Annotated in this window: 15 protein-coding genes and 2 pseudogenes; 11 read left to right on the plus strand and 6 right to left on the minus strand. The window is 58.0% G+C overall.

The window, feature by feature from the left end; translation table 11 throughout:
• Positions 1-31 precede the first annotated feature (31 nt).
• Positions 32-2,490 (plus strand): annotated as a pseudogene (gene mdeB, locus B0G80_RS07245) (alpha-ketoglutarate dehydrogenase); the annotation flags it as partial.
• Positions 2,491-2,529: 39 nt separating this feature from the next.
• On the opposite strand, the gene B0G80_RS07250 reads toward mdeB, so the two are convergent.
• From B0G80_RS07250 to B0G80_RS07260, 3 genes are all read right to left on the minus strand, one after another.
• Positions 2,530-2,769, minus strand: coding sequence for a hypothetical protein (locus tag B0G80_RS07250; protein WP_116117526.1), 240 nt, complete (start codon positions 2,767-2,769; stop codon positions 2,530-2,532).
• A 226-nt stretch (positions 2,770-2,995) separates the two neighbouring features.
• Complete coding sequence (locus B0G80_RS07255; RefSeq protein ID WP_116117527.1) at positions 2,996-3,892, minus strand: S9 family peptidase; 897 nt, start codon at positions 3,890-3,892, stop codon at positions 2,996-2,998.
• Positions 3,893-3,992: 100 nt separating this feature from the next.
• On the minus strand, positions 3,993-4,574 hold the full coding sequence (locus B0G80_RS07260; RefSeq protein WP_116117528.1) for a superoxide dismutase: 582 nt from the start codon (positions 4,572-4,574) through the stop codon (positions 3,993-3,995).
• Positions 4,575-4,978: 404 nt separating this feature from the next.
• On the opposite strand from B0G80_RS07260, the gene B0G80_RS07265 reads away from it, so the two are divergent.
• The 4 genes from B0G80_RS07265 to B0G80_RS07280 are packed head-to-tail and all read left to right on the plus strand — an operon-like array spanning position 4,979 to position 8,585.
• A complete protein-coding gene (locus B0G80_RS07265) occupies positions 4,979-5,290 on the plus strand; it encodes a DUF485 domain-containing protein (RefSeq protein WP_116117529.1) in 312 nt (103 codons plus the stop codon).
• Positions 5,287-6,960 (plus strand): cation/acetate symporter ActP, encoded by a 1,674-nt coding sequence (gene actP / locus B0G80_RS07270; RefSeq protein ID WP_116117530.1) that lies wholly within the window; start codon positions 5,287-5,289, stop codon positions 6,958-6,960. Before B0G80_RS07265 ends, actP begins: the two co-directional genes overlap by 4 nt.
• A gap of 40 nt (positions 6,961-7,000) precedes the next feature.
• Complete coding sequence (locus tag B0G80_RS07275; RefSeq protein ID WP_116117531.1) at positions 7,001-7,555, plus strand: cytochrome b; 555 nt, start codon at positions 7,001-7,003, stop codon at positions 7,553-7,555.
• Between the two features lie 4 nt (positions 7,556-7,559).
• The gene (locus B0G80_RS07280; protein WP_116117532.1) at positions 7,560-8,585 is read left to right on the plus strand and encodes a nitronate monooxygenase family protein; all 1,026 of its coding nucleotides are present in this window, start codon (positions 7,560-7,562) and stop codon (positions 8,583-8,585) included.
• A gap of 45 nt (positions 8,586-8,630) precedes the next feature.
• Here the strand turns inward: B0G80_RS07280 and B0G80_RS07285 are convergent, their stop codons facing one another.
• Positions 8,631-9,590, minus strand: coding sequence for a LysR family transcriptional regulator (locus B0G80_RS07285; RefSeq protein WP_116117533.1), 960 nt, complete (start codon positions 9,588-9,590; stop codon positions 8,631-8,633).
• Positions 9,591-9,702: 112 nt separating this feature from the next.
• Here B0G80_RS07285 and B0G80_RS07290 point away from each other — a divergent pair, with 112 nt between their 5' ends.
• Together B0G80_RS07290 and B0G80_RS07295 are read left to right on the plus strand one after the other, a co-directional pair.
• Complete coding sequence (locus B0G80_RS07290) at positions 9,703-10,380, plus strand: MOSC domain-containing protein (RefSeq protein WP_116117534.1); 678 nt, start codon at positions 9,703-9,705, stop codon at positions 10,378-10,380.
• A 649-nt stretch (positions 10,381-11,029) separates the two neighbouring features.
• Entirely contained in the window at positions 11,030-12,538 is a 1,509-nt protein-coding gene (locus B0G80_RS07295; RefSeq protein ID WP_181919926.1) for a tannase/feruloyl esterase family alpha/beta hydrolase, read from the plus strand.
• 147 nt (positions 12,539-12,685) lie between these two features.
• Here the strand turns inward: B0G80_RS07295 and B0G80_RS07300 are convergent, their stop codons facing one another.
• The gene (locus B0G80_RS07300; protein WP_116117536.1) at positions 12,686-13,555 is read right to left on the minus strand and encodes a LysR substrate-binding domain-containing protein; all 870 of its coding nucleotides are present in this window, start codon (positions 13,553-13,555) and stop codon (positions 12,686-12,688) included.
• Positions 13,556-13,647: 92 nt separating this feature from the next.
• On the opposite strand from B0G80_RS07300, the gene B0G80_RS07305 reads away from it, so the two are divergent.
• Complete coding sequence (locus tag B0G80_RS07305; protein WP_116117537.1) at positions 13,648-14,718, plus strand: nitronate monooxygenase family protein; 1,071 nt, start codon at positions 13,648-13,650, stop codon at positions 14,716-14,718.
• 166 nt (positions 14,719-14,884) lie between these two features.
• Here the strand turns inward: B0G80_RS07305 and B0G80_RS07310 are convergent, their stop codons facing one another.
• A complete protein-coding gene (locus B0G80_RS07310) occupies positions 14,885-16,063 on the minus strand; it encodes a PLP-dependent transferase (RefSeq protein ID WP_116119559.1) in 1,179 nt (392 codons plus the stop codon).
• 232 nt (positions 16,064-16,295) lie between these two features.
• On the opposite strand from B0G80_RS07310, the pseudogene B0G80_RS46750 reads away from it, so the two are divergent.
• The 3 genes and pseudogenes from B0G80_RS46750 to B0G80_RS07325 form a co-directional block, all read left to right on the plus strand.
• Positions 16,296-16,436, plus strand: a pseudogene (locus B0G80_RS46750) (LysR family transcriptional regulator); the annotation flags it as partial.
• A gap of 60 nt (positions 16,437-16,496) precedes the next feature.
• The gene (locus tag B0G80_RS07320; RefSeq protein WP_258878953.1) at positions 16,497-17,189 is read left to right on the plus strand and encodes a substrate-binding domain-containing protein; all 693 of its coding nucleotides are present in this window, start codon (positions 16,497-16,499) and stop codon (positions 17,187-17,189) included.
• A gap of 414 nt (positions 17,190-17,603) precedes the next feature.
• The gene (locus B0G80_RS07325; RefSeq protein WP_116117540.1) at positions 17,604-18,836 is read left to right on the plus strand and encodes a YbfB/YjiJ family MFS transporter; all 1,233 of its coding nucleotides are present in this window, start codon (positions 17,604-17,606) and stop codon (positions 18,834-18,836) included.
• The last annotated feature ends 47 nt before the right edge of the window (positions 18,837-18,883 follow it).

Here is an 18,883-nt window from a genome sequence, read left to right on the forward strand (position 1 = left end):
ACGCCAGAACGGCCGCGGCGAGACGCTTACACCGTATCCTGGCGATGCCGCTCTGGAGGAGCGTCTTTCCGCGGCCTTGCGCTGGAACGCTCTCGCGATGGTTGTACGGGCGAACAAAGCCTATGGCGAACTCGGGGGGCACATTGCAAGTTACGCGTCTGCAGTCGATTTGTTCGAGGTTGGCTTCAATCACTTCTTTCGAGGGCCCGCCGCCGATGGTGGCGGAGATCTTGTCTATTTTCAAGCACACTCTGCCCCCGGCGTATATGCACGTGCCTATCTCGAAGGCTTTCTCTCCGAGCAGCGCCTCGAGCATTACCGGCAAGAAATTGGCGGGAACGGACTGTGCTCGTACCCTCACCCATGGCTGATGCCCGATTTCTGGCAGTTCCCAACCGGATCCATGGGAATCGGCCCCAACAATGCAATTTACCAGGCGCGGTTCATCCGGTACCTGCAACATCGATCGCTGGCACCTGCCTCGGACAAGCGCGTGTGGGGATTCTTCGGCGACGGCGAAATGGACGAACCGGAGGCCATTGGTGCACTGTCGCTGGCCGCACGAGAGCATCTCGACAACCTCGTTTTCGTCATCAACTTAACCTCCAGAGACTCGATGGTCCGGTCCGCGGCAACAGCCGTATCATTGACGAGCTGGAAGCGGTATTCAGAGGAGCTGGATGGAATGTCATCAAGGTTCTGTGGGGCAGCGACTGGGACGCGCTCTTTGCTCGAGACACTAACGGCGCCCTGCTCGACGCCTTCTCCAGGACTGTCGACGGTCAGTTTCAAACCTTCTCGGCAAACAGCGGTGCCTATAATCGGGAGCACTTCTTCGGGCAGACACCCGAACTGCGCTCACTTGCGGCGCATTTGAGCGATGACGAGATCGACCGGCTGAAGCGCGGAGGACATGATCCGCGCAAGCTTCATGCAGCATACGCCCAAGCGATCGCCCATACCGGACAACCAACGGTGATTCTGGCGAAGACGATGAAAGGTTTCGGCATGGGAACCGCCGGCCAAGGGCGCATGACAACTCATCAGCAGAAGAAGCTCGAGATTGATGACCTGAAGTCATTCCGCACCCGCTTTTCGTTGCCATTGTCCGATGAGGATGTATCCGAGCTCAGGTTCTATCGTCCGTCGGAAGACAGTGCGGAGATGCGCTATATGCAGACGCGCCGGGCAACACTCGGTGGATACCTGCCGCGTCGGCGCCGAAGCGCTTCCGAGCCGCCCAGGCTGCCCGCCATATCCACCTACGGCGATTTTGCGTTCGAACTCAACGAAAGAGGAATGTCCACGACCCTCGCGCTCATCCGGATTCTGTCGAATTTGCTGAAAGACAAGGCAATAGGGCCATGTCTAGTGCCCATCGTTGCTGACGAGGCCCGGACTTTCGGCATGGCAAACATGTTTCGCCAAGTGGGAATCTATTCGCCGCACGGCCAACTCTATGAGCCCGAAGATCTCGGATCCATGCTCTACTACCGTGAAACAGCCACAGGGCAGATTCTCGAGGAAGGTATCTCTGAAGCCGGCGCCGTATCCTCCTGGATCGCGGCCGCCACGGCCTATAGCGTCCACGACGTGGTGATGCTGCCGTTCTACATCTACTATTCGATGTTCGGATTTCAGCGCATCGGGGATCTGATTTGGGCAGCGGCGGACCAACGGGCCCGAGGTTTCCTGATCGGTGCCACCTCAGGTAAAACAACGCTTGGCGGCGAAGGCTTACAGCATCAGGACGGGAGCAGTCATCTGGCCGCGTCGACGATACCAAATTGCCGCGCATATGACCCGGCTTTCGCATACGAGGTCGCGACGATCATCGATGCCGGTATGAAGGAGATGGTCGAGGACCAGCATGACGTCTTCTACTACGTCACAGTAACTAGTGAAAACTACAGCCAGCCGTCCGCTCCTAAACTCGATCCACTCGAATTGCGCAACGGAATCATAAACGGAATGTACGAGCTGCCTCGAGATTATGGCGCTCAGCCAATCGTACAGCTTCTCGGGTCCGGTGCGATCTTGCGTGAGGTACTCGCAGCAGCAGAGCGTCTCGAGAGCGACTGGAAAATTCCAGTCTCAGTTTGGAGCGTTACCAGTTTCACGCAGCTGCATCGGGACGGAATTCTCGCGGAGCGCGCGTCCCGCCTGGGTAACCCCAGTGAATCTCTCGTTTCTCGATTGCTCGGAACAGAGGCGTCCGTCGTCGTTGCCGCAACTGACTATGTTCGCGCTGTGCCGGAACTGATTCGGGCGATTGTACCCGGCAAGTATGTGACGCTGGGAACCGACGGTTTTGGAAGGAGCGACACAAGGCAGGCACTTCGTGAATTTTTTGAGGTTGACAGAGATTCCATTGTTATTGCGTCATTGCATGCGCTCCACGACGTTGGAAAAATAGACGCTGCGGTGCTAAAGGAAGCGCTGAGGCGCTACAAGAAGGTTCCCGGCACACCTCCACCCTGGGCCTCATAGCGTTATCTAAAGCAAAGCTATCAGGCATCGCCGCTTCGATCAGCGCCACGATGTGCCGCCGAGGAACATTTCGAACGCCCCACCAACGTTCGGTGACAGGAATTCTTCGACGAGACCATCCCTCACGGTGCCGAAGCGGCGAGGCGCTCCAGCCCTCACCTCCCGCCCCACGTGACCCCGCGGCTTGCCTTCTGATATGAAAAACTGGCCGAGCGGCGCATCCAGCGTGTGCACGACCTGCTTCAGATCCGAGATCGAGATTTCGGTGCACCCGTTCAAGCTGGCTGAGGAAGCTGGTCGACCGCCCCGTGCCCGTGTAGCCCGCTGTGCCGATTGCCATGTATTGCGCGGGCGACAGGAGCAAGTACGGCGAGTAGCCAGTTCCCGCTCATCCGTGCTTTTCCCCCAGACAGCCTCAATGCGTCTCACCGAGCCGTCAGCCGTAGACCAGGATCCTCTCGCCCACCTTCGAGCGAGGAACAGGCGATTCGACCACTTCGCCAGCCTACTTCGAGTGCTCTAATACGAAATCAGTCGTTTCTTCGATAAGTGCGTCGACTGTCTTGGCACTTTGCTCGACGTCAAATCCGTGATCCACCGGTCTCGTCCAGAGTACATGTGGTCCGTGGTGATAGCTCAGGAGCCCCTCCGCCGCAAGAGGCTGCGGAAATACGATCGTATCCTTCGTACCTATCGCCAGCAGCAACGGACCACGATATTTTTCGATTTCTGCCGCAGGAACCGTCGTGTAGAGGCTCTTGAAGAATGCGGATTTTAACTTGACGGTTTTCCCGCCCCCTCTCATGGTTACGGCAATTGCCTGATCGCCGCTACCCAACCCGCCTTTCATGACGTCTTCACCATAGATGGAAGTAAATGCGGCAGGCAAATTGATGCCGGGATTCCAGAGTACAACCGATCTGAGCGGATGCGTCGTCCGACCGGCGACCGCGGTCGCTACCGCGCCGCCCAGGCTCATGCCGACAACGGAGATCCGCCGGCTGTCGATGTCATGCCGCGACGATAGAAAGTCCAGCGCTGCCAGTGCATCCTTGATCTCACTGTCAACAGTCATATCTTCAAACTTGCCATCGCTCTCGCCGCTACCACGAAAATCAATACGCAGGCTCGCCACGCCCTTTTCGGATAGAGCTTTCGCGCCGCGACCAAACAACCCGTCTTTGACTAATGGCGACGACCACTCGTTGCGAGTACCGGTAAAGCCGTGCAGCATCAATATGACCGGCGGCGTTTGTACATTTTCGGGAAGTTCGAGCGTCCCGGATATCTTCTGACCATCGACGGTGAAACTGATCGCCGTCTCTGCTGCATGACCCACAGCGGCAGCGCTCAGGCCGGCGACAAACAACGAGCACGTCAGGGCTCTTCTCAATCCGTACATAGGTACCTCTCCATGAAGCGAGTCTTTTTTAATGGACCGTCGTTATCAGACAAGCAAATCGGAACACCGTCGCCAGGACGGCCGATATTCTCTAGAACCATCAAGCGAAGTTGGCCTCCGCGAATGGCCAATTGATCAGATTGTCGAGGAAGGCCTCGACGTAAGACTGCCGCGCGTTGCGATGATCGATGTAGTAGGCGTGTTCCCACACGTCGATCGTAAGGAGGGGCCGCACATCGCTCGTGATCGGCGTGGCAGCGTTGCTGGTCGACACAATGTCCAGTGAGCCGTCGGCTCTTTTCACAAGCCAGGTCCACCCGGAACCGAAGTTCGAGACTGCTGCGCTTGCGAACCCACGCTTGAATGCCTCCAGCGAGTTCCACCGGCCCTTGATCGCATCCGCAAGTGCACCGCCCGGCTCCCCGCCACCCTGCGGCGATAGGCTGTTCCAGAAGAACGTGTGATTCCATACTTGAGCGGCGTTATTGAACATGCCACCCGATGATGTTCTGACTATCTCTTCCAGCGCCAGATTCTCGAACTCGGTGCCCTGGATCAGTTTGTTCAGATTTGTGACATACGCCTGGTGATGCTTACCATAGTGGTAATCGAATGTCTCCTCCGACATGTGAGGGGCCAGCGCATCCTTCGCATAGGGGAGTGGGGGAAGTTTGTGTTCCATTGGGTTTCTTTTTGTGTGCAGGAAAAATGTATCCGGCTTCCGCGCCAGCGAAACGGTTCGCGCACGGGCTGCCAAACCGAGCCGGCTTGTTTGACAATATGCGCCGCAGCCCCTGCTGTAAAACGACGATTCATGATGGGTAACTTCACTGACAGTGAATCATCATCCCGGTCATCCGTCCCGGCGCAACACCGAGTTTCCTCCTGGTACGGCATCGTCATCCCGGACATCGATCGCGAATTGGCAGTAGTTCATCAAAAGCGATCGTCACCATCACGAATCGTTATTTGATGCGTAAAAATGGCCGGCATATCGTCTAATCCACACAGCGCTGCCATCCCACGCCAACCGAATATCATGGGCTGCAGCAAGCACCGACAACCACACGCAAATGGAGCAGCCAAATGGCGACAACTACATGTTCCGGGGTCGCGCAGGCCCCCCTGTTCGATATCCTCGTCAGGCGCCGCAGACGATTCGTGGCTTGTCTCACCGCAGCGACGATCATCCCCTACTACGCCTTCATTCTTGTCGCCACATACGCGCCCTATCTCCTCGCCACCAAGATTTCCAGCACAAGCATTGTGAGTACCGGATGGGTGATCGGCGTAACGCTAATCGTCGGGACCTGGCTTCTCACCGGTTTGTACGTCCGTCGCGCCAATGGTGAATTCGACGGAATTACCGCGCGGATTCTGGCGGGAGAGCAGAAATGAACCGCGCGCGGCAGTTCCTTCTTTCCGCAACGATCCTTTGCCTGTCTACGACAGGCTATGCGGCGTTTGAGACTGTGCATGGGGTTAGAGCGCACGCGATCAACATTCCTGCGATCGTGATGTTTCTGATATTCGTCGTGGGGACACTGGGGATCACCTGGTGGGCGTCATCAAAAACGCAGTCGATGGACGATTTCTACACTGCGGGCGGCGGAATCACCGGGTTCCAGAACGGGCTCGCGCTAGCTGGCGACTACATGTCGGCCGCGGCGTTGCTTGGCGTGACCAGCATGATTTTCTTTAACGGTTATGATGGCATGATCTACGTGGTCAGCTTCTTCATCGCGTGGCCGTTACTTCTCTTCCTGTTTGCAGAACGCATCCGGAACCTGGGGCGCGTGACGATAGCCGATATCGCGTCCTATCGACTCGACCAGAATCGGATCCGCTCGCTGACGGCAATCGGTTCGCTGACCGTCGTCTGCTTCTATCTCGTGGTTCAAATGGTTGGCGCAGGCCAACTGATCGAGTTGTTGTTCGGCCTTCCTTACAACTACGCGGTGATTTGCGTCGGGTTGCTGATGGCGGTCTATGTAACCTTCGGTGGCATGGTCGCCACGACATGGGTTCAGATCATCAAGGCGACCTTCATGTTGTTCGGGGGGACGTTGCTCGCAGTGCTCGCACTCAGCAAATTCGGCTTTTCCTTTGACGCATTGTTCGAGAGCGCAGTGGCAACGCACGCGAGCGGAGCAGGTATTATGCTGCCGAGCAAGCATGTGTCGGATCCGATCGCGATGCTTTCCCTTTCTTTCGCACTGGTTTTCGGAACGGCGGGTTTGCCGCACATCCTGATGAGGTTCTTTACCGTTCGAGATGCCCGCGAAGCAAGGAAGTCGGTCTTTGTCGCGACCGGGCTGATCGGTTTCTTCTTCCTCGTCATCGTGATACTCGGCCTTGCTGCAATCGTGATCGTAGGCCGGAATCCGGCCTTCTACGAGGCCGGTCGCCTGGGCGGAAAACTTATCGGCGGCAACAATATGCCGGTGATGTATCTCGCCAAAGCACTCGGCGGAGACCTGTTTCTCGGCTTCCTGTCAGCCGTCGCATTCGCGACCATTCTCGCGGTTGTCGCGGGACTGACCATGGCCGGCACTTCCGCCATTTCGCACGACCTTTACGGGACAGTCCTCAAAAAGAACCGTGCCAGCCAAGCGGACGAACGACGTGTGTCGAAGATCGCAGCGGTTTGCATCGGCGTGATAGCGGTGGTGCTGGGCATCCTGTTCAAGGGACAAAACATCGCGTTCCTCGTCGCGCTTGCGTTCACGATCGCGGCCTCCGTGAATTTCCCGATCCTCGCACTCTCCATGTACTGGAAGGGACTCACGACTCGTGGTGCGCTGCTAGGGGGTCTTGCCGGACTGGCAAGTTCCGTTGCCCTCGTCGTTCTCTCGCCGGCCGTCTGGGTCAAAGTGCTCGGCAACGCTCACGCGATTTTTCCGTACGACTATCCGGCCGCCATCTCAATGAGCATCGCATTCTGCTTCAGTTGGTTAGGCTCTGTTACGGACGGCAGTCCTCGCGCCATCAGGGAACGGGCCAGCTTCGAAGAACAGTTCGTTCGAGCGCAAACAGGGCTCGGTGCATCTGGCGCAACGAGTCACTAGCTCGCGTTGCCCACCCCGAGCATCATTCAAGGAGACAAGCATGCAATTGCGAGATAACGGCCTCGGGTTCTCGCCTCTCACTGTGGTACTGCATTGGTTGGTAGCAGCGTTGCTCGTTTCAATCGTTGCATTGAGCATCGCCGTCTCGTTCCCGGTCGATGCCGCACCTGCGATGAATTTGATAAAGATCCGGAATTTGCTGGGCGTTCTGCTTTTTCTGGGATCAGTCTATCGATTCTGGGCGAGAATTTCTTCCTACCATCCCCTGCCTCTAGGCACCCCCAACCCTATCGAAGTCATCGTCAGCAGATCGGTCGCGGTCGCACTGGCGTTGGCAATGGTATTGCTGCCCGTCGCCGCATGGCTGTCGTGGTCGACCGCTGGAACGGCGATGCCGCTGCCGTGGGGAATCGCGATACCGGCAGTCATCGGGCCCAACGCGCAAGCACATCGAGTTATCGAATTCCTTTTCAGATTCGGTTCGACAGCCTTTCTCGCGGGCCTGAGCCTGCATATCTTCGGCGCGCTCAAGAATCACTTCGCTCTTCGGAACGATGTGCTGAAACGCATGCTTGGCAAACACGTGGAGCTTTGAAATCATGCGAAACATTGAAAACGGGTTTCTCGGAAACGATGTGACCCGGCTATGCGGCGTGCGATACCCAATCTTTCTCGCAGGCATGGCAGCAATCTCGGGGCCGAAGCTGGTCGCCGCGGTCGCGAACGCAGGGGGCATGGGCACGCTCGGCGGCCTCCGGTTACCGCCGCGTGTCCTGCGTCAATGGATACGTGAGACCCGGCAACTAACGGAACGGCCTTTCGGCGTCAACCTCGTTCCCTCCTTCGGCGGCCCGGATGTATTCGAAGCGCAGTTCCGGGTCATTCTCGAAGAAAGACCGAGGATGCTCTCGCTGTTCTATGCAGAGGACTACGCCGACATGATTCCCCGCGCCAAAGATGCCGGCCTGGCAGTAATGGTGCAGGTTGGCTCCGTCCAGCTCGCCCGGTTGGCGATCCAGCGCGGAGCAGACATCATCGTTGCGCAAGGCAGCGAGAGCGGCGGACACCTCAATCGCGGCACCATCGGGCTGCTTTCTCTGCTGCCCTCGATTATCGACGTTGCGCAAGGACGCCCCGTGCTTGCGGCAGGGGGCATCGTGAGTCGCGCCGATGTGGCAGCTGCGATGGGATTAGGGGCATCCGGCGTGCTGGTCGGTACCGCATTCGTCGCCAGCGAGGAGTCGAACGCTCATCCTCTCTACAAGCAGAAAATCGTTGATTCCACGGTCGACGATACCGAATATCGGACGGGCTACTCGTTCGGCTGGAAGTACGGCACGCCCCACCGGGTGATTCCCAATCGCAACAAGTGGAATCTGCTTCGTTTCATCGGGGGCGGCGCCCGAGCGATCGACAAGCCGCGCATGGCACAGAAACTGTCCCTTTATGCCGGACAGGGTGTGGGAAAAATCAGTGCCGTCGTTCCCGCGGCCGATCGAGTCGCCGAGCTCACCGAGGGATTGCCCCATATATCCGTTTCCCGGGAAACTGCGAACGACGAGGCCGCCTGTCAATCGCTGCCCTCGTCGATACGGCAACTCATCGTCGCAGGGGGCGCCAACTAATGAATACCGCCGGCCGCCCTTCGGCTGGCGGATCATTCCGGAAATCTAGTGAACACCGGTCTCGATCGTGCCGGCAACCATGTGATCGAGTGAAATGCTTTCGTCGAGACCGGATTTAATGTCGCCGTTTGGCGGCGTGAGCTGACAGCGCGCCAGATCGATGAACGCGGTCAGTGCTGGACTAGCGAAGGTGTCGTTCCTGCGAATGAAAACCGTCTTGACGATGGCGAATTCGGTCGGCAATCGGTGATATCTGATCTCCTGCCTCGACCCATAGCGCTCCACGATTGCCTTGGGCAGCAAGGTAACGCCCATGCCCGCAGCCACACACGAAAGAATACCGTCCAAGGTCCCCAGCTCCAGGATCTCCTTCGGCATCAGACCCGCCTGATAGAACCAGTTCTCAAGCGTAGATCGATAGAAGCACCCCGTGCGAAAAACCAGCACAGTCTGAGCAGGCATAGTGTGGATCAGCGCAGTCAACGAATCGATCTCTGAGCTGCTGGCTAGAACGAGCTCCTCCTCGAACACCTCCTCCTGGAGCAGCGTCAGGTTCTGGTGAATCCCGCCCACGAACGCGCCGTCAAGCTCATGATTCTCGATGGCCTTGATCAGCTCGACGGTCGTACCGGTTACCAACGACAGTTGCACCTGCGGGTACCTCTGCCGATACTTCGTCAACACCTGCGGCAGACGTATCGCGGCCGTCGTTTCCATAGACCCGAGACGAAGCTGTCCTCCAGGCGTCGACGTATCCAGCATCGCAGCTCGACTCTCATCGGCCAACTGAAGGATACGGCGCGCGTAACCCAAAAAGGTCCGCCCCGCGGATGTAAGCAACACGCCGCCCTTGTTACGGATGAACAGCTGCTGATTGAGCTCCTGCTCGAGTTCCTTGACTCGCATGGTGACGTTGGACTGGACAGTGTGCACCTTCATGGCGGCGGCGGTGAAACTGCCGCACTCCGCTACCGCGCAGAAGATCTTCAAATGACGCAGTTCCATGACACCACCTAATCATCACCGAGAGTGATTCATTTCATCTCTTATTATCACTTTACTGGGTCTCCGGGGCACGGCACAGTGGCGTAAACACCTAACGGCAGCAACCGCGACCATGACGCTTAGCTCGACGATTGAATGCCTCTTTGCAGGAGGAACTGGCGCCCTTGACCTCGAAGGACACCGGAGCGGCATTTTCAAACGACAGATTCACGGCCACGCACGCATTGAGGTAGACGGCTTAGTCGGGGATGAGCACGCCGACTCAAGGGTGCACGGCGGCCCTGAAAAGGCAGTCCATCAATACGCCGCCGAAAACTATGCACGGCTCGCAGACGCTTTCGCGGAGCGCGCAAATGCACTGGTTCCCGGCAGCCTTGGAGAAAATCTTTCGGCGTACGGGCTGTCGGAATGCAGCGTGCACATTGGCGACGTGTTCGCAGCCGGCACGGCAGTGCTGCAGGTTTCTCAGCCCCGCAGTCCCTGCTGGAAGATCAATCATCGCTTCGGCGTCGACCGTATGTCCGTCTATGTGATGCAGACCCGCATCACGGGTTGGTACTATCGGGTCATCAGTCCAGGCGTCGTTCGAGCAGGCGATCAGATGACACTTCTGGAACGTCAGACGGACCAGGTCTCTATCGATCGTTTCTGGCAGGTGCAATTGGCCCACCGCCCCACCATTGAAGATCTCAGAATCCTGGCCAACGTCCCGGGCCTCGCTCCCGATTGGAAGCGGCGTCTCAGTGAGCGGATGAGGTGGCTTTCAGCACAATCCTGTCCCCCGTCCTGAAAATTCGAAGACGCTGGAGAACTGCCACTACAGTCAACGCACGGACGCAGCCACTTGACGCGCTGAAAAATCCTTCCGGCTCAAAGTCGTATGCAAACCAGGCGCGGGAAACCCTCGTCTGTCGCTCAACAACATCAGCGCATCACCCGCTTATCCCTCGCGTCACAATCATATCGGAACATTGTCGTAGTACGGGTACGCCTAAAGCGCGTTGCTCTCATTGACTTCATGGGAGAGCAGGACCACGCACTCAACCGCCGTCGTCCGCACGATTGTTCGATCGCTTTCACACGAGCGTCCACGCGACATAGCGCTCGCGGGCACGGGAGGCTCTGAACGCTCGGATCGCCGGCGCGTGCTCCTCGTTAGTCGTTACGTGTCGTTACGTTCGTCATTTACTCTCGCCGCACAGATTCCAGGCCGAATTGCCCTCCTTTCGCGCGACTACATCACCGGCCGAGATGGAACGAATCAAAACAAAGAATTTCACCTTTTTATTTCGGATCGCAACCATGTTGGCAGCCGATGAGAAAACATCGGCAAAAGATCATTGCAGCATGCACCGAGACGAGCCAGCAATCAGCTCATTCTCTGCGCACTCTGCATTTGCCATTCAACTGACGAACGGGCGACCATGGAGGGTAGATCAATGAAATTTACACATAACGGAGCAATCGCAATCGGCGCTGCGGGGATGGTGGCCGCCCTCGTTGTATCGGGATGCGGAGGCAGTACCACCACCTCGTCGTTCCCGACCACTGCGCAGAGATCGGCCTGCTCAGGATTGGTAGGCTCATCCTTTGGTCCGGCCACCGTCACAGCAGCATCTATTGTCGCCGCCAGCGGTGTGGCGCCGGAATACTGTTCAGTGATCGCAAACGCAAACGGCAACCCGAACGGATTTCAGATGGAGGCCTATCTGCCGACCACGTGGACCGGCGATCTGATTCATGGCGGTGGCGGCGGGCTCGACGGAAGCTTGCCGAATGGCAACGCGCTATGGAATAGCCGCCAGCCGCTGCAGGATGGATCCGTCTTTATCGGCTCCAACGGTGGGCGAAGCGATCCGACGGGCACCGGTGCCGGCTTGACCGACAATCAGGCGCTAACGGACTATTCCTATGCCGCTATCGGCGATACTTATGCATTCGGGAGGGCAGTAGTCAAGAGCTACTACAAGATGGATCCTTCCTACAAGTACTTCGTCGGTTGTTCAAGGGGAGGCGTCGAAGCCGCGGTGGCGGCCGAGACGTATCCCGACAATTATGATGGTGTCATCTCTCAGGCGCCCGCCCTTCCTTTCCTTGGCTTTCTCATCCGTGCCGAGTCCCAGGTCGCGTCAACGGCAATGTCCAATGACGACTGGACAAAGATAAACAACGCATACATTTCGCAGTGCGACTCTCTGGACGGCGTCACCGACGGCATCGTCAGTAACCCGTCGGCGTGCAAGTTCGATCCAACTACCATTTCGAGCTGGTCACCAGACCAGCTTAAGGCGATCAAAACGCTCTACTCGGACATGGTGCTGGCGGACGGTACAACCGTGGCCTATAAGCTCGGCTTCGGACCACAGCAGCTGGGCTATAACGGCCTGAACATGTACCAGGCAATGGCATCGGTTGGCGCGGCGATTGCAAAGTACGTCGTATACAAGGGAACGTCATATGATCCCGCCGCATTCAATGTTGACACCGACTGGCAACGACTCGTGACCGCCGCCGCACCATATCATCTCGAGGTGGACCCTGCCGCAGTAGCGTCCTTTCTCAAGAAGGGGAAAAAAGTCCTCTTTTACCAGGGCACCGACGATGCAGCGCTGTCCGTTGATGCAACAGCCAACTGGTACCAACAGATTGCATCATTGGCCGGCGCTTCCGGAGCTAACACACAGATGCGGCTTTTCCCAGGAGTAGGTCATTGCGGGTACACGGGACCTACCATGAAAGGTCCCGTGCAGGCGGATATGATTGGGCAATTGCGCAACTGGGTGGAAAAAGGCGTGCCCCCCAGCGAGCTCACGGCCTCCAACGTGGATTCATCCGGTAACGTCACGCTGTCGCGCCCCATCTGTCAACTCGGAAAGTATCCAAAGTACATCGGCTCCGGCGATCCCAATCAGGCTCAGAATTTCTCGTGCGTACCAGTTGGAACTTAAACGGCGTAGCTCGACCCGACCGGGTCGGGTTCGCACCTCTCGGTCGGTATCTGCATCCATTCATATCGTTGTGCACGACGTGTGTGTCAGCGTCCATCTCAAACGATGTCAACGCGTGTCGTGCCATGACGGTGTTTCAGTCAATCTTCAGATTCTTCGGAGCTGCCCGGCAAGATTCTGGAATGCTGGCACATCGTAGTCGTTGCGCCAGATCAGGCAGGTTTCCGCGTAGCCCGCATGCAGCGTCTTAAGAGACTGCGGCGCTTTGGCCAGCTCAAGGACACTTTTGGGCAGCAACGCAACGCACGCACCGGCGGACACGCATGCAATCATTGCGTGGTACGAGCCCATCTCCTGTACGTTCCAGTCGGTCGTGTCGGCTATGCCCAACCGCTCTTCCGCGATAGCGCGATACGTGCAGCCCTGCGAAAATGCTGCCAGCGATCGCGCCCGGACATCGGCCGCCCGACGCACCGACGATTCGCCGGGAGGCAACAGCAACAGCAATTCTTCCCGCCACACGCTTTTGGCCAATAGCCCCATATCCTCCAGTGTGACGTCATCGCCGATACCGGGGGGCAGAGCGAGAAAGGCACAATCGAGGCGGCCGGTGCGGACCTGCTCGAGCAACTGCCGCGAAGGCCCGGTCGTTACTTCCAGGCGGGTCGCCGGAAAGCGTGTGTGATAGCCCGCCAAAAGGACGGGGAGGCGACTGGCAGCAGTACTTTCCATGCATCCAATGCGCAATGCCCCTCCGTCCAGTCCGCCCGTCACCACGTGACGCGCCTCTTCCTCCAGCGCCAGAAGCCGCTGCGCATAGCCGAGGAAGCATTCGCCCGCCGTAGACAGGCTCATGCGTTTTCCGGTCCGAACGAACAATTCGACCCCTACGTCTGCTTCCAACTGCTGAATGCGCGTCGTTACGTTGGACTGAACACGCCCTAGACGTGCGGCGGCGCGCGTGATGCTCAGCTCCGCTGCTACGACACAGAATATCTTGAGCGACTCCAAATCCATGCTATTCTCTATTGAGGAATTATTTAAGGATTATATTCTATTTTCGGGATTCAATCAGACTCCGCGCATGTATTCTTGAAAGGAGATATTTCATGAGTTTGTCCAGCGACTTCACCGCTCGACTCGGCGTTCAGTACCCAATCATTCAGGCACCCATGGCCGGCGTGGCCACCCCTCGACTAGCGGCGGCAGTGTCCAATGCCGGAGGACTAGGCTCACTCGGCCTGGGCGCGAGCACGACTGCACAAGCGCGCAAGATGATAGAAGAGACGCGGGCACTGACGAACCTGCCATTCAACGTGAACGTCTTTTGCCACGGGGCTGCCCAGCGAGATGTGGCGCGCGAATCGGCCTGGCTACAGCATCTCGCGCCTCTATTTGCGGAAAGCGGGATCGATGTGCCGGCGTCCCTTGACGAGATCTACAAGACATTCGTTGGCGATGAAGAAACGTTCAATATGTTGCTCAAACAACGACCCGCCGTCGTCAGCTTCCACTTTGGACTTCCCCCGCCCGATTGCATCGACGCCCTGCGCAAGGCAGGCATCGTTACGATCGCGAGCGTGACCAACGAAGCAGAAGCCACTTTGGTTGAGCAAGCTGGCATCGACGCCATCGTAGCCCAGGGAATCGAAGCCGGAGGTCACCGGGGGATGTTTGATCCCGACGCTGTCGATGAGGGCCTCAGCACAGCGGTGCTCGTACGCATCCTGGTCCGCCAGACAAAGCTGCCGGTAATTGCCGCTGGGGGAATCATGGACGGTCGAAGCATCCAGGCCGCACTGGATCTCGGAGCGGCAGCAGTACAACTCGGAACTGCATTCATTCTTTGCCCGGAATCCGCGGCGAACGAAAATTATCGGACAAATCTGAAGCATGAGCGAGCAAAGACGACTCGACTTACGACGGCCCTATCAGGGCGCCCAGCGCGTGGCATGGTCAATCGCCTGATCACCCACGGCAGTGCTATCGGCAGCCCCATACCCGCCGACTATCCAGTCGCCTACGATGCAGCGAAACGGCTCCATGCCGCCGCCGCCAAACTCGGCAATCATGAGTTCGCTGCACAATGGGCGGGACAGGGGGCACCACTGGCTCGTGAACTGCCCGCCGGCGAACTGGTACGCACACTGGTCGAGGAGTGGCAGAGTGCGATCGGGTAACGCCACTTTCGATCCGTATGCCGCGACTTGACTTTTGTCCCTGCTGTCGACGATCCGCGCATTCGTGCGCGGATCGTCGACAGCAAGATTTAGCTCCATCGCAAAAAAGCGTTCGCTGCGCGGGGCCGGCAAGTAGGCTGTCAGGTGGAATCGTAGCGTCTAGCCGTCAACCGCCAAAAGATCCACGCAGCGCCCGGGCAAGATCTTCCCGCAAGTCGTCCGCGCTTTCCAGACCAATCGAAAAGCGCACCAGATGACCTGCATAACGTCCCGCACCGTCGCGGATGCTCGGAAGGTCATAGGGCATCACAAGGCTCATCGGCCCGCCCCAGGATAGCCCAATTCCGAAAAGGCCTAGCTGGTCGCAGAATGAATCGACGTGCGATGATGTATAGGCGTCGTCGACGAGAACGGAAAAGAGTCCCGCCGCAAGGCTGCAATGTGTCGCCCAGTGTTCGTGGCCCGGACTCCCTTCAAGCGCCGGGTGGAGAACCTTTAGGATGGCGGGTTGCGCGGCCAGCCATGACGCAAGATCGCGAGCGGTTGCATCATGCAGATGATATCGCGCCTCCATCGTCGGAAGACCACGCAGCACGAGCTCGACGTCATTGGCGCCTACACCCATGCCCAAATCCAGGTATGCGATCCGAAGCCGGTCATGCAGTGCATCATCGTTAGTTGTCACCGATCCCATCAATACATCGGCGCCGCCCGAAGGATATTTCGTCAAGGCGTGGATGCTGATGTCGACTCCGAGCTCGAAAGGCTTGAACGCGATGCCCGCCCCCCACGTGTTATCAAGCGCAACAACTGCGCCTTTGTTTTTCGCGATCGCTATCAGCTTACGAAGATCAGGGAACTCCATGGTGATAGAGCCCGGTGCCTCCACCCAGACGAGCTTCGTCCTTGAAGTCAGCTTGCGCTCCAGGTCGGCGGGGTCCATTGGGTCGTAACACTGGTGCGTGATGCCTAGCGGGGGCAATGTAGTACGTGCGTGTCGCAACGCGGGCCCGTATACATTCGACGGAAGCAATAACTCATCCCCGACCGAAAGGAGGCCAAGATTGACGAGTGCGATGGCTGCCTGTCCGCTAGGCCCCAGCAGGCAGTGACGCGCGCCTTCCAGCGCGCACAGACGCTGCTCGAGCGTGTACGTCGTCGGCGTTCCGTAAAGGCCGTAACTGTATCCGTCGCGCAAGCCAAATGCCTTAACTCTCTCGCGCACCGTGGCCGCGTTGGGAAACAGTACTGTCGAGCCCTTGAATACGCCCGGCGGAACCGCCTTGTAGCCTGCAGGCGGAACGTAGTTGTCGTGAATGAGCTTGGTACTGATATCTTTAGCCATGGGCATCCCCGCAGTCAGAAAAAATGCGAACGAACTTCTTCGTTTGCGACAGTTGAACGCGCGGCCCCGAAAGACTGCGGCAACGCGATCGTATCCGCATGACCGCAAGGTGCCGCAATCTTGATGTCGCACTGTACGCGCAGGAATCGCGCTTCACCACCCGGAAAAGAATCACTGGCCAGTGCAAATTTGCACAGCCACAATACTCACAGGCTCTTCTTTGGAAAGACTCGTGAATATCAATCGGCTGAGCTGGGACGATCTGCGCGTTTTTCTGGCCGTCGCGCGCGCCGGCAGCTTTTCGAACGCAGGCCGTAGTCTTGGCATGGACCACGCCACCGTTGGCCGCCGAGTTTCTGCACTCGAATTCGCAATGGAAACGCCACTCTTTGAGCGAGACCGTCATGGTTGTCGCCTCAATGCACACGGGCGCATGATACTGGCTCATGTTGAAGCGATCGAAGCGAACCTGCTCTCGCTCACTGACACGCTGGAAAACGGCACTCCCGCTCCCGCCGGGCACGTGCGCGTTGCGACAATGGAAGGGATTGCGTCGCTTTATCTGAGCGAGCAGTTCGCCCGCTTCAAGCAGGTACAGCCAAGCATAACTATCGAACTCGTGACGTCGTCTCACGACGTGCGCATCTCACAGCGCGAAGCCGATATCTTTCTCAGCTTCTTCGAGCCGCATGGCCTCAATCTCGAAGTGTCGCGGATCGGACGTTTTCCATTGCATCTATATGCGAGCGCCGATTATCTCGGGCGGCACGAAACACCGATTTCGGTTGATGCATTGCGCAATCACGCGTTCGTCGGTTACATCGACGATCTGATCCAATTGGACGCCGTGCGGTGGCTCGATGAAGCGATCACCGGGCCGGCGATCGCTTTCTATTCGAGCAGCATGCTCGCGCAGATGTTCGCGGCCGTCGCTGGCGCCGGGATAGTCATGTTGCCGGCGTTCGCGCGCGCTGAACGCTTCGGTCTCGTACCCGTGCTGCCTCAGCTTATCCAGGTAAACCGTGATGTCTGGGTGAGCACGCATCAATATCTGAGCCGGCTGCCACGAATCAAAATCGTGCTCGCCTTTCTCAAGGAAACTTTTGCGGCGGAGTTTCCATTTTAGGCGATGTCGTCAATGCGGACATCGACCCGCCACTGTTCGGCCCCGCCGCCGGGATGCCGATGGAAAATCAACGTCGGTCGCGATGCTCCGTATCTCGCGGAACGCGCATAACACGACGGCACGATTGACCGATCCAAGTCAGCCCCTACCCCGCGTTGCGTGTGGACCAAGCAACAACAGCGACTCCTTAGGCAAGGCGGCGGGTGAATCCGATCGCCTTTCGCATTCTCGTTTTGAGAATATTGTGATAGTATAATTTCCTCTTTAAGAACCAAAAAGCGGCGCTTTGGACATTCATGGTTGGTAGCCGACGAGGCGAACCTCGCTCACGACAGACGCGTTCAGTTGTTCACGCGAACACGAGCGTTCCTATCGCCGTCGGCGCGAAGCATCGCTCGATATTGCGAATGTTAAATGGAAGATTCAACAAATGGATCCGGTGACCTTCAGCATCCCGGGAGAAACAGCGTGAATGCCTCGTCATCAATATTTGCCCAACGCTATGCATTGGGCCCATCGCTCGCCGCTGCTGCAGTCCTGGCTATCGGCATGGGATTCGGGCGCTTCGCCTTTACCGGCCTCTACCCGTTGATGATCAGTGACCAGATCCTGACCGTTCATAGCGGAACCTTGGCCGCATCCGCAAACTATGCAGGTTACCTGGCTGGCGCGCTGCTGGTGGCACGTGCCCGACCTTCCGACGCGCGCGGTCTGTCCATCGCAACCGCCATCATCAGTATCATCTGCATGGGTGCGTTGGCCTGGGTTCACGGTCCGTGGGCTATCGTCGTGATTCGTGGACTCGCTGGCATTGTCAGTGCGATTTCGATGATTGCTGCGTCACTCTGGCTGCTTCAGCACATGGGGCACGCCCACGGCGCGCCGCTTTTGTATTCCGGTGTCGGCGCGGGTATTGTCCTGTCCGCGGAACTGATCGCGGCAGGCCATGCCACCGGGCTTGACAGTTCGATGATATGGCTCGTCCTGGCAATCAGCAGCTTGGTCATGGTGCTCGTCGCGATGCCCGCCCTGGGAACCCAGCCGAGGCCCGAGTTGCATTTTGGCCGCGATGGCAGCGGCGCACGCGAGGACAATAGCTCCATACTCGACGCGGTCCGCCTGATTGTCATTTACGGCCTTGCCGGGTTCGGATACATCATCACCGCAACTTATCTTCCTCTCCTGATCAAGGGAGCCTTGGGCTCGGTGAATCCGATACAGGTCTGGGCCGTCTTTGGTCTTGGCGCGGTGCCGTCGTGCTTTCTTTGGCACACGCTGCAGGTCCGGTATGGCACGCGTTTTAGCCTCGTACTCAATCTTGTCGTACAGGCGATCGGCGTCGTGCTCCCGGCACTGGATCATTCCGCGCTGTTGTACCTCACAAGCGCCTTACTCGTAGGCGGCACATTCATGGGAACCGTGACCATCGCGATGCCGGCTGCGCGGCGTGTCGCACATGCGGTACGTTTCAACATGCTCGCCGGCATGACAGCAGCCTACGGGATCGGCCAGATCGTCGGGCCACTGGTGGCCAATGCGCTGTACACCAATAGCCACACCTTCACTGGATCACTCTTTACAGCAATGGCCACGCTGATCCTCGCGGCAATCCTGGCGATCGGCGTCGGTCCCGCCCATATCCATTGATCATTTCACATGGACGGGCTCTGGGATCGTGACCGGGTGGACGATCT

Source organism: Paraburkholderia sp. BL6669N2 (assembly GCF_003387275.1).
Lineage (GTDB): Bacteria > Pseudomonadota > Gammaproteobacteria > Burkholderiales > Burkholderiaceae > Paraburkholderia.

Excerpts from the sequence above, each read along its gene's own strand:
- B0G80_RS07255 (WP_116117527.1), bottom strand. The coding sequence starts at position 3,892 with ATGTACGGATTGAGAAGAGCCCTGACGTGCTCGTTGTTTGTCGCCGGC.
- B0G80_RS07260 (WP_116117528.1), bottom strand. The coding sequence starts at position 4,574 with ATGGAACACAAACTTCCCCCACTCCCCTATGCGAAGGATGCGCTGGCC.
- B0G80_RS07265 (WP_116117529.1), top strand. The coding sequence starts at position 4,979 with ATGGCGACAACTACATGTTCCGGGGTCGCGCAGGCCCCCCTGTTCGAT.
- actP (WP_116117530.1), top strand. The coding sequence starts at position 5,287 with ATGAACCGCGCGCGGCAGTTCCTTCTTTCCGCAACGATCCTTTGCCTG.
- B0G80_RS07275 (WP_116117531.1), top strand. The coding sequence starts at position 7,001 with ATGCAATTGCGAGATAACGGCCTCGGGTTCTCGCCTCTCACTGTGGTA.
- B0G80_RS07280 (WP_116117532.1), top strand. The coding sequence starts at position 7,560 with ATGCGAAACATTGAAAACGGGTTTCTCGGAAACGATGTGACCCGGCTA.
- B0G80_RS07285 (WP_116117533.1), bottom strand. The coding sequence starts at position 9,590 with ATGGAACTGCGTCATTTGAAGATCTTCTGCGCGGTAGCGGAGTGCGGC.
- B0G80_RS07290 (WP_116117534.1), top strand. The coding sequence starts at position 9,703 with ATGACGCTTAGCTCGACGATTGAATGCCTCTTTGCAGGAGGAACTGGC.
- B0G80_RS07295 (WP_181919926.1), top strand. The coding sequence starts at position 11,030 with ATGAAATTTACACATAACGGAGCAATCGCAATCGGCGCTGCGGGGATG.
- B0G80_RS07300 (WP_116117536.1), bottom strand. The coding sequence starts at position 13,555 with ATGGATTTGGAGTCGCTCAAGATATTCTGTGTCGTAGCAGCGGAGCTG.
- B0G80_RS07305 (WP_116117537.1), top strand. The coding sequence starts at position 13,648 with ATGAGTTTGTCCAGCGACTTCACCGCTCGACTCGGCGTTCAGTACCCA.
- B0G80_RS07310 (WP_116119559.1), bottom strand. The coding sequence starts at position 16,063 with ATGGCTAAAGATATCAGTACCAAGCTCATTCACGACAACTACGTTCCG.
- B0G80_RS07320 (WP_258878953.1), top strand. The coding sequence starts at position 16,497 with ATGATACTGGCTCATGTTGAAGCGATCGAAGCGAACCTGCTCTCGCTC.
- B0G80_RS07325 (WP_116117540.1), top strand. The coding sequence starts at position 17,604 with ATGGAAGATTCAACAAATGGATCCGGTGACCTTCAGCATCCCGGGAGA.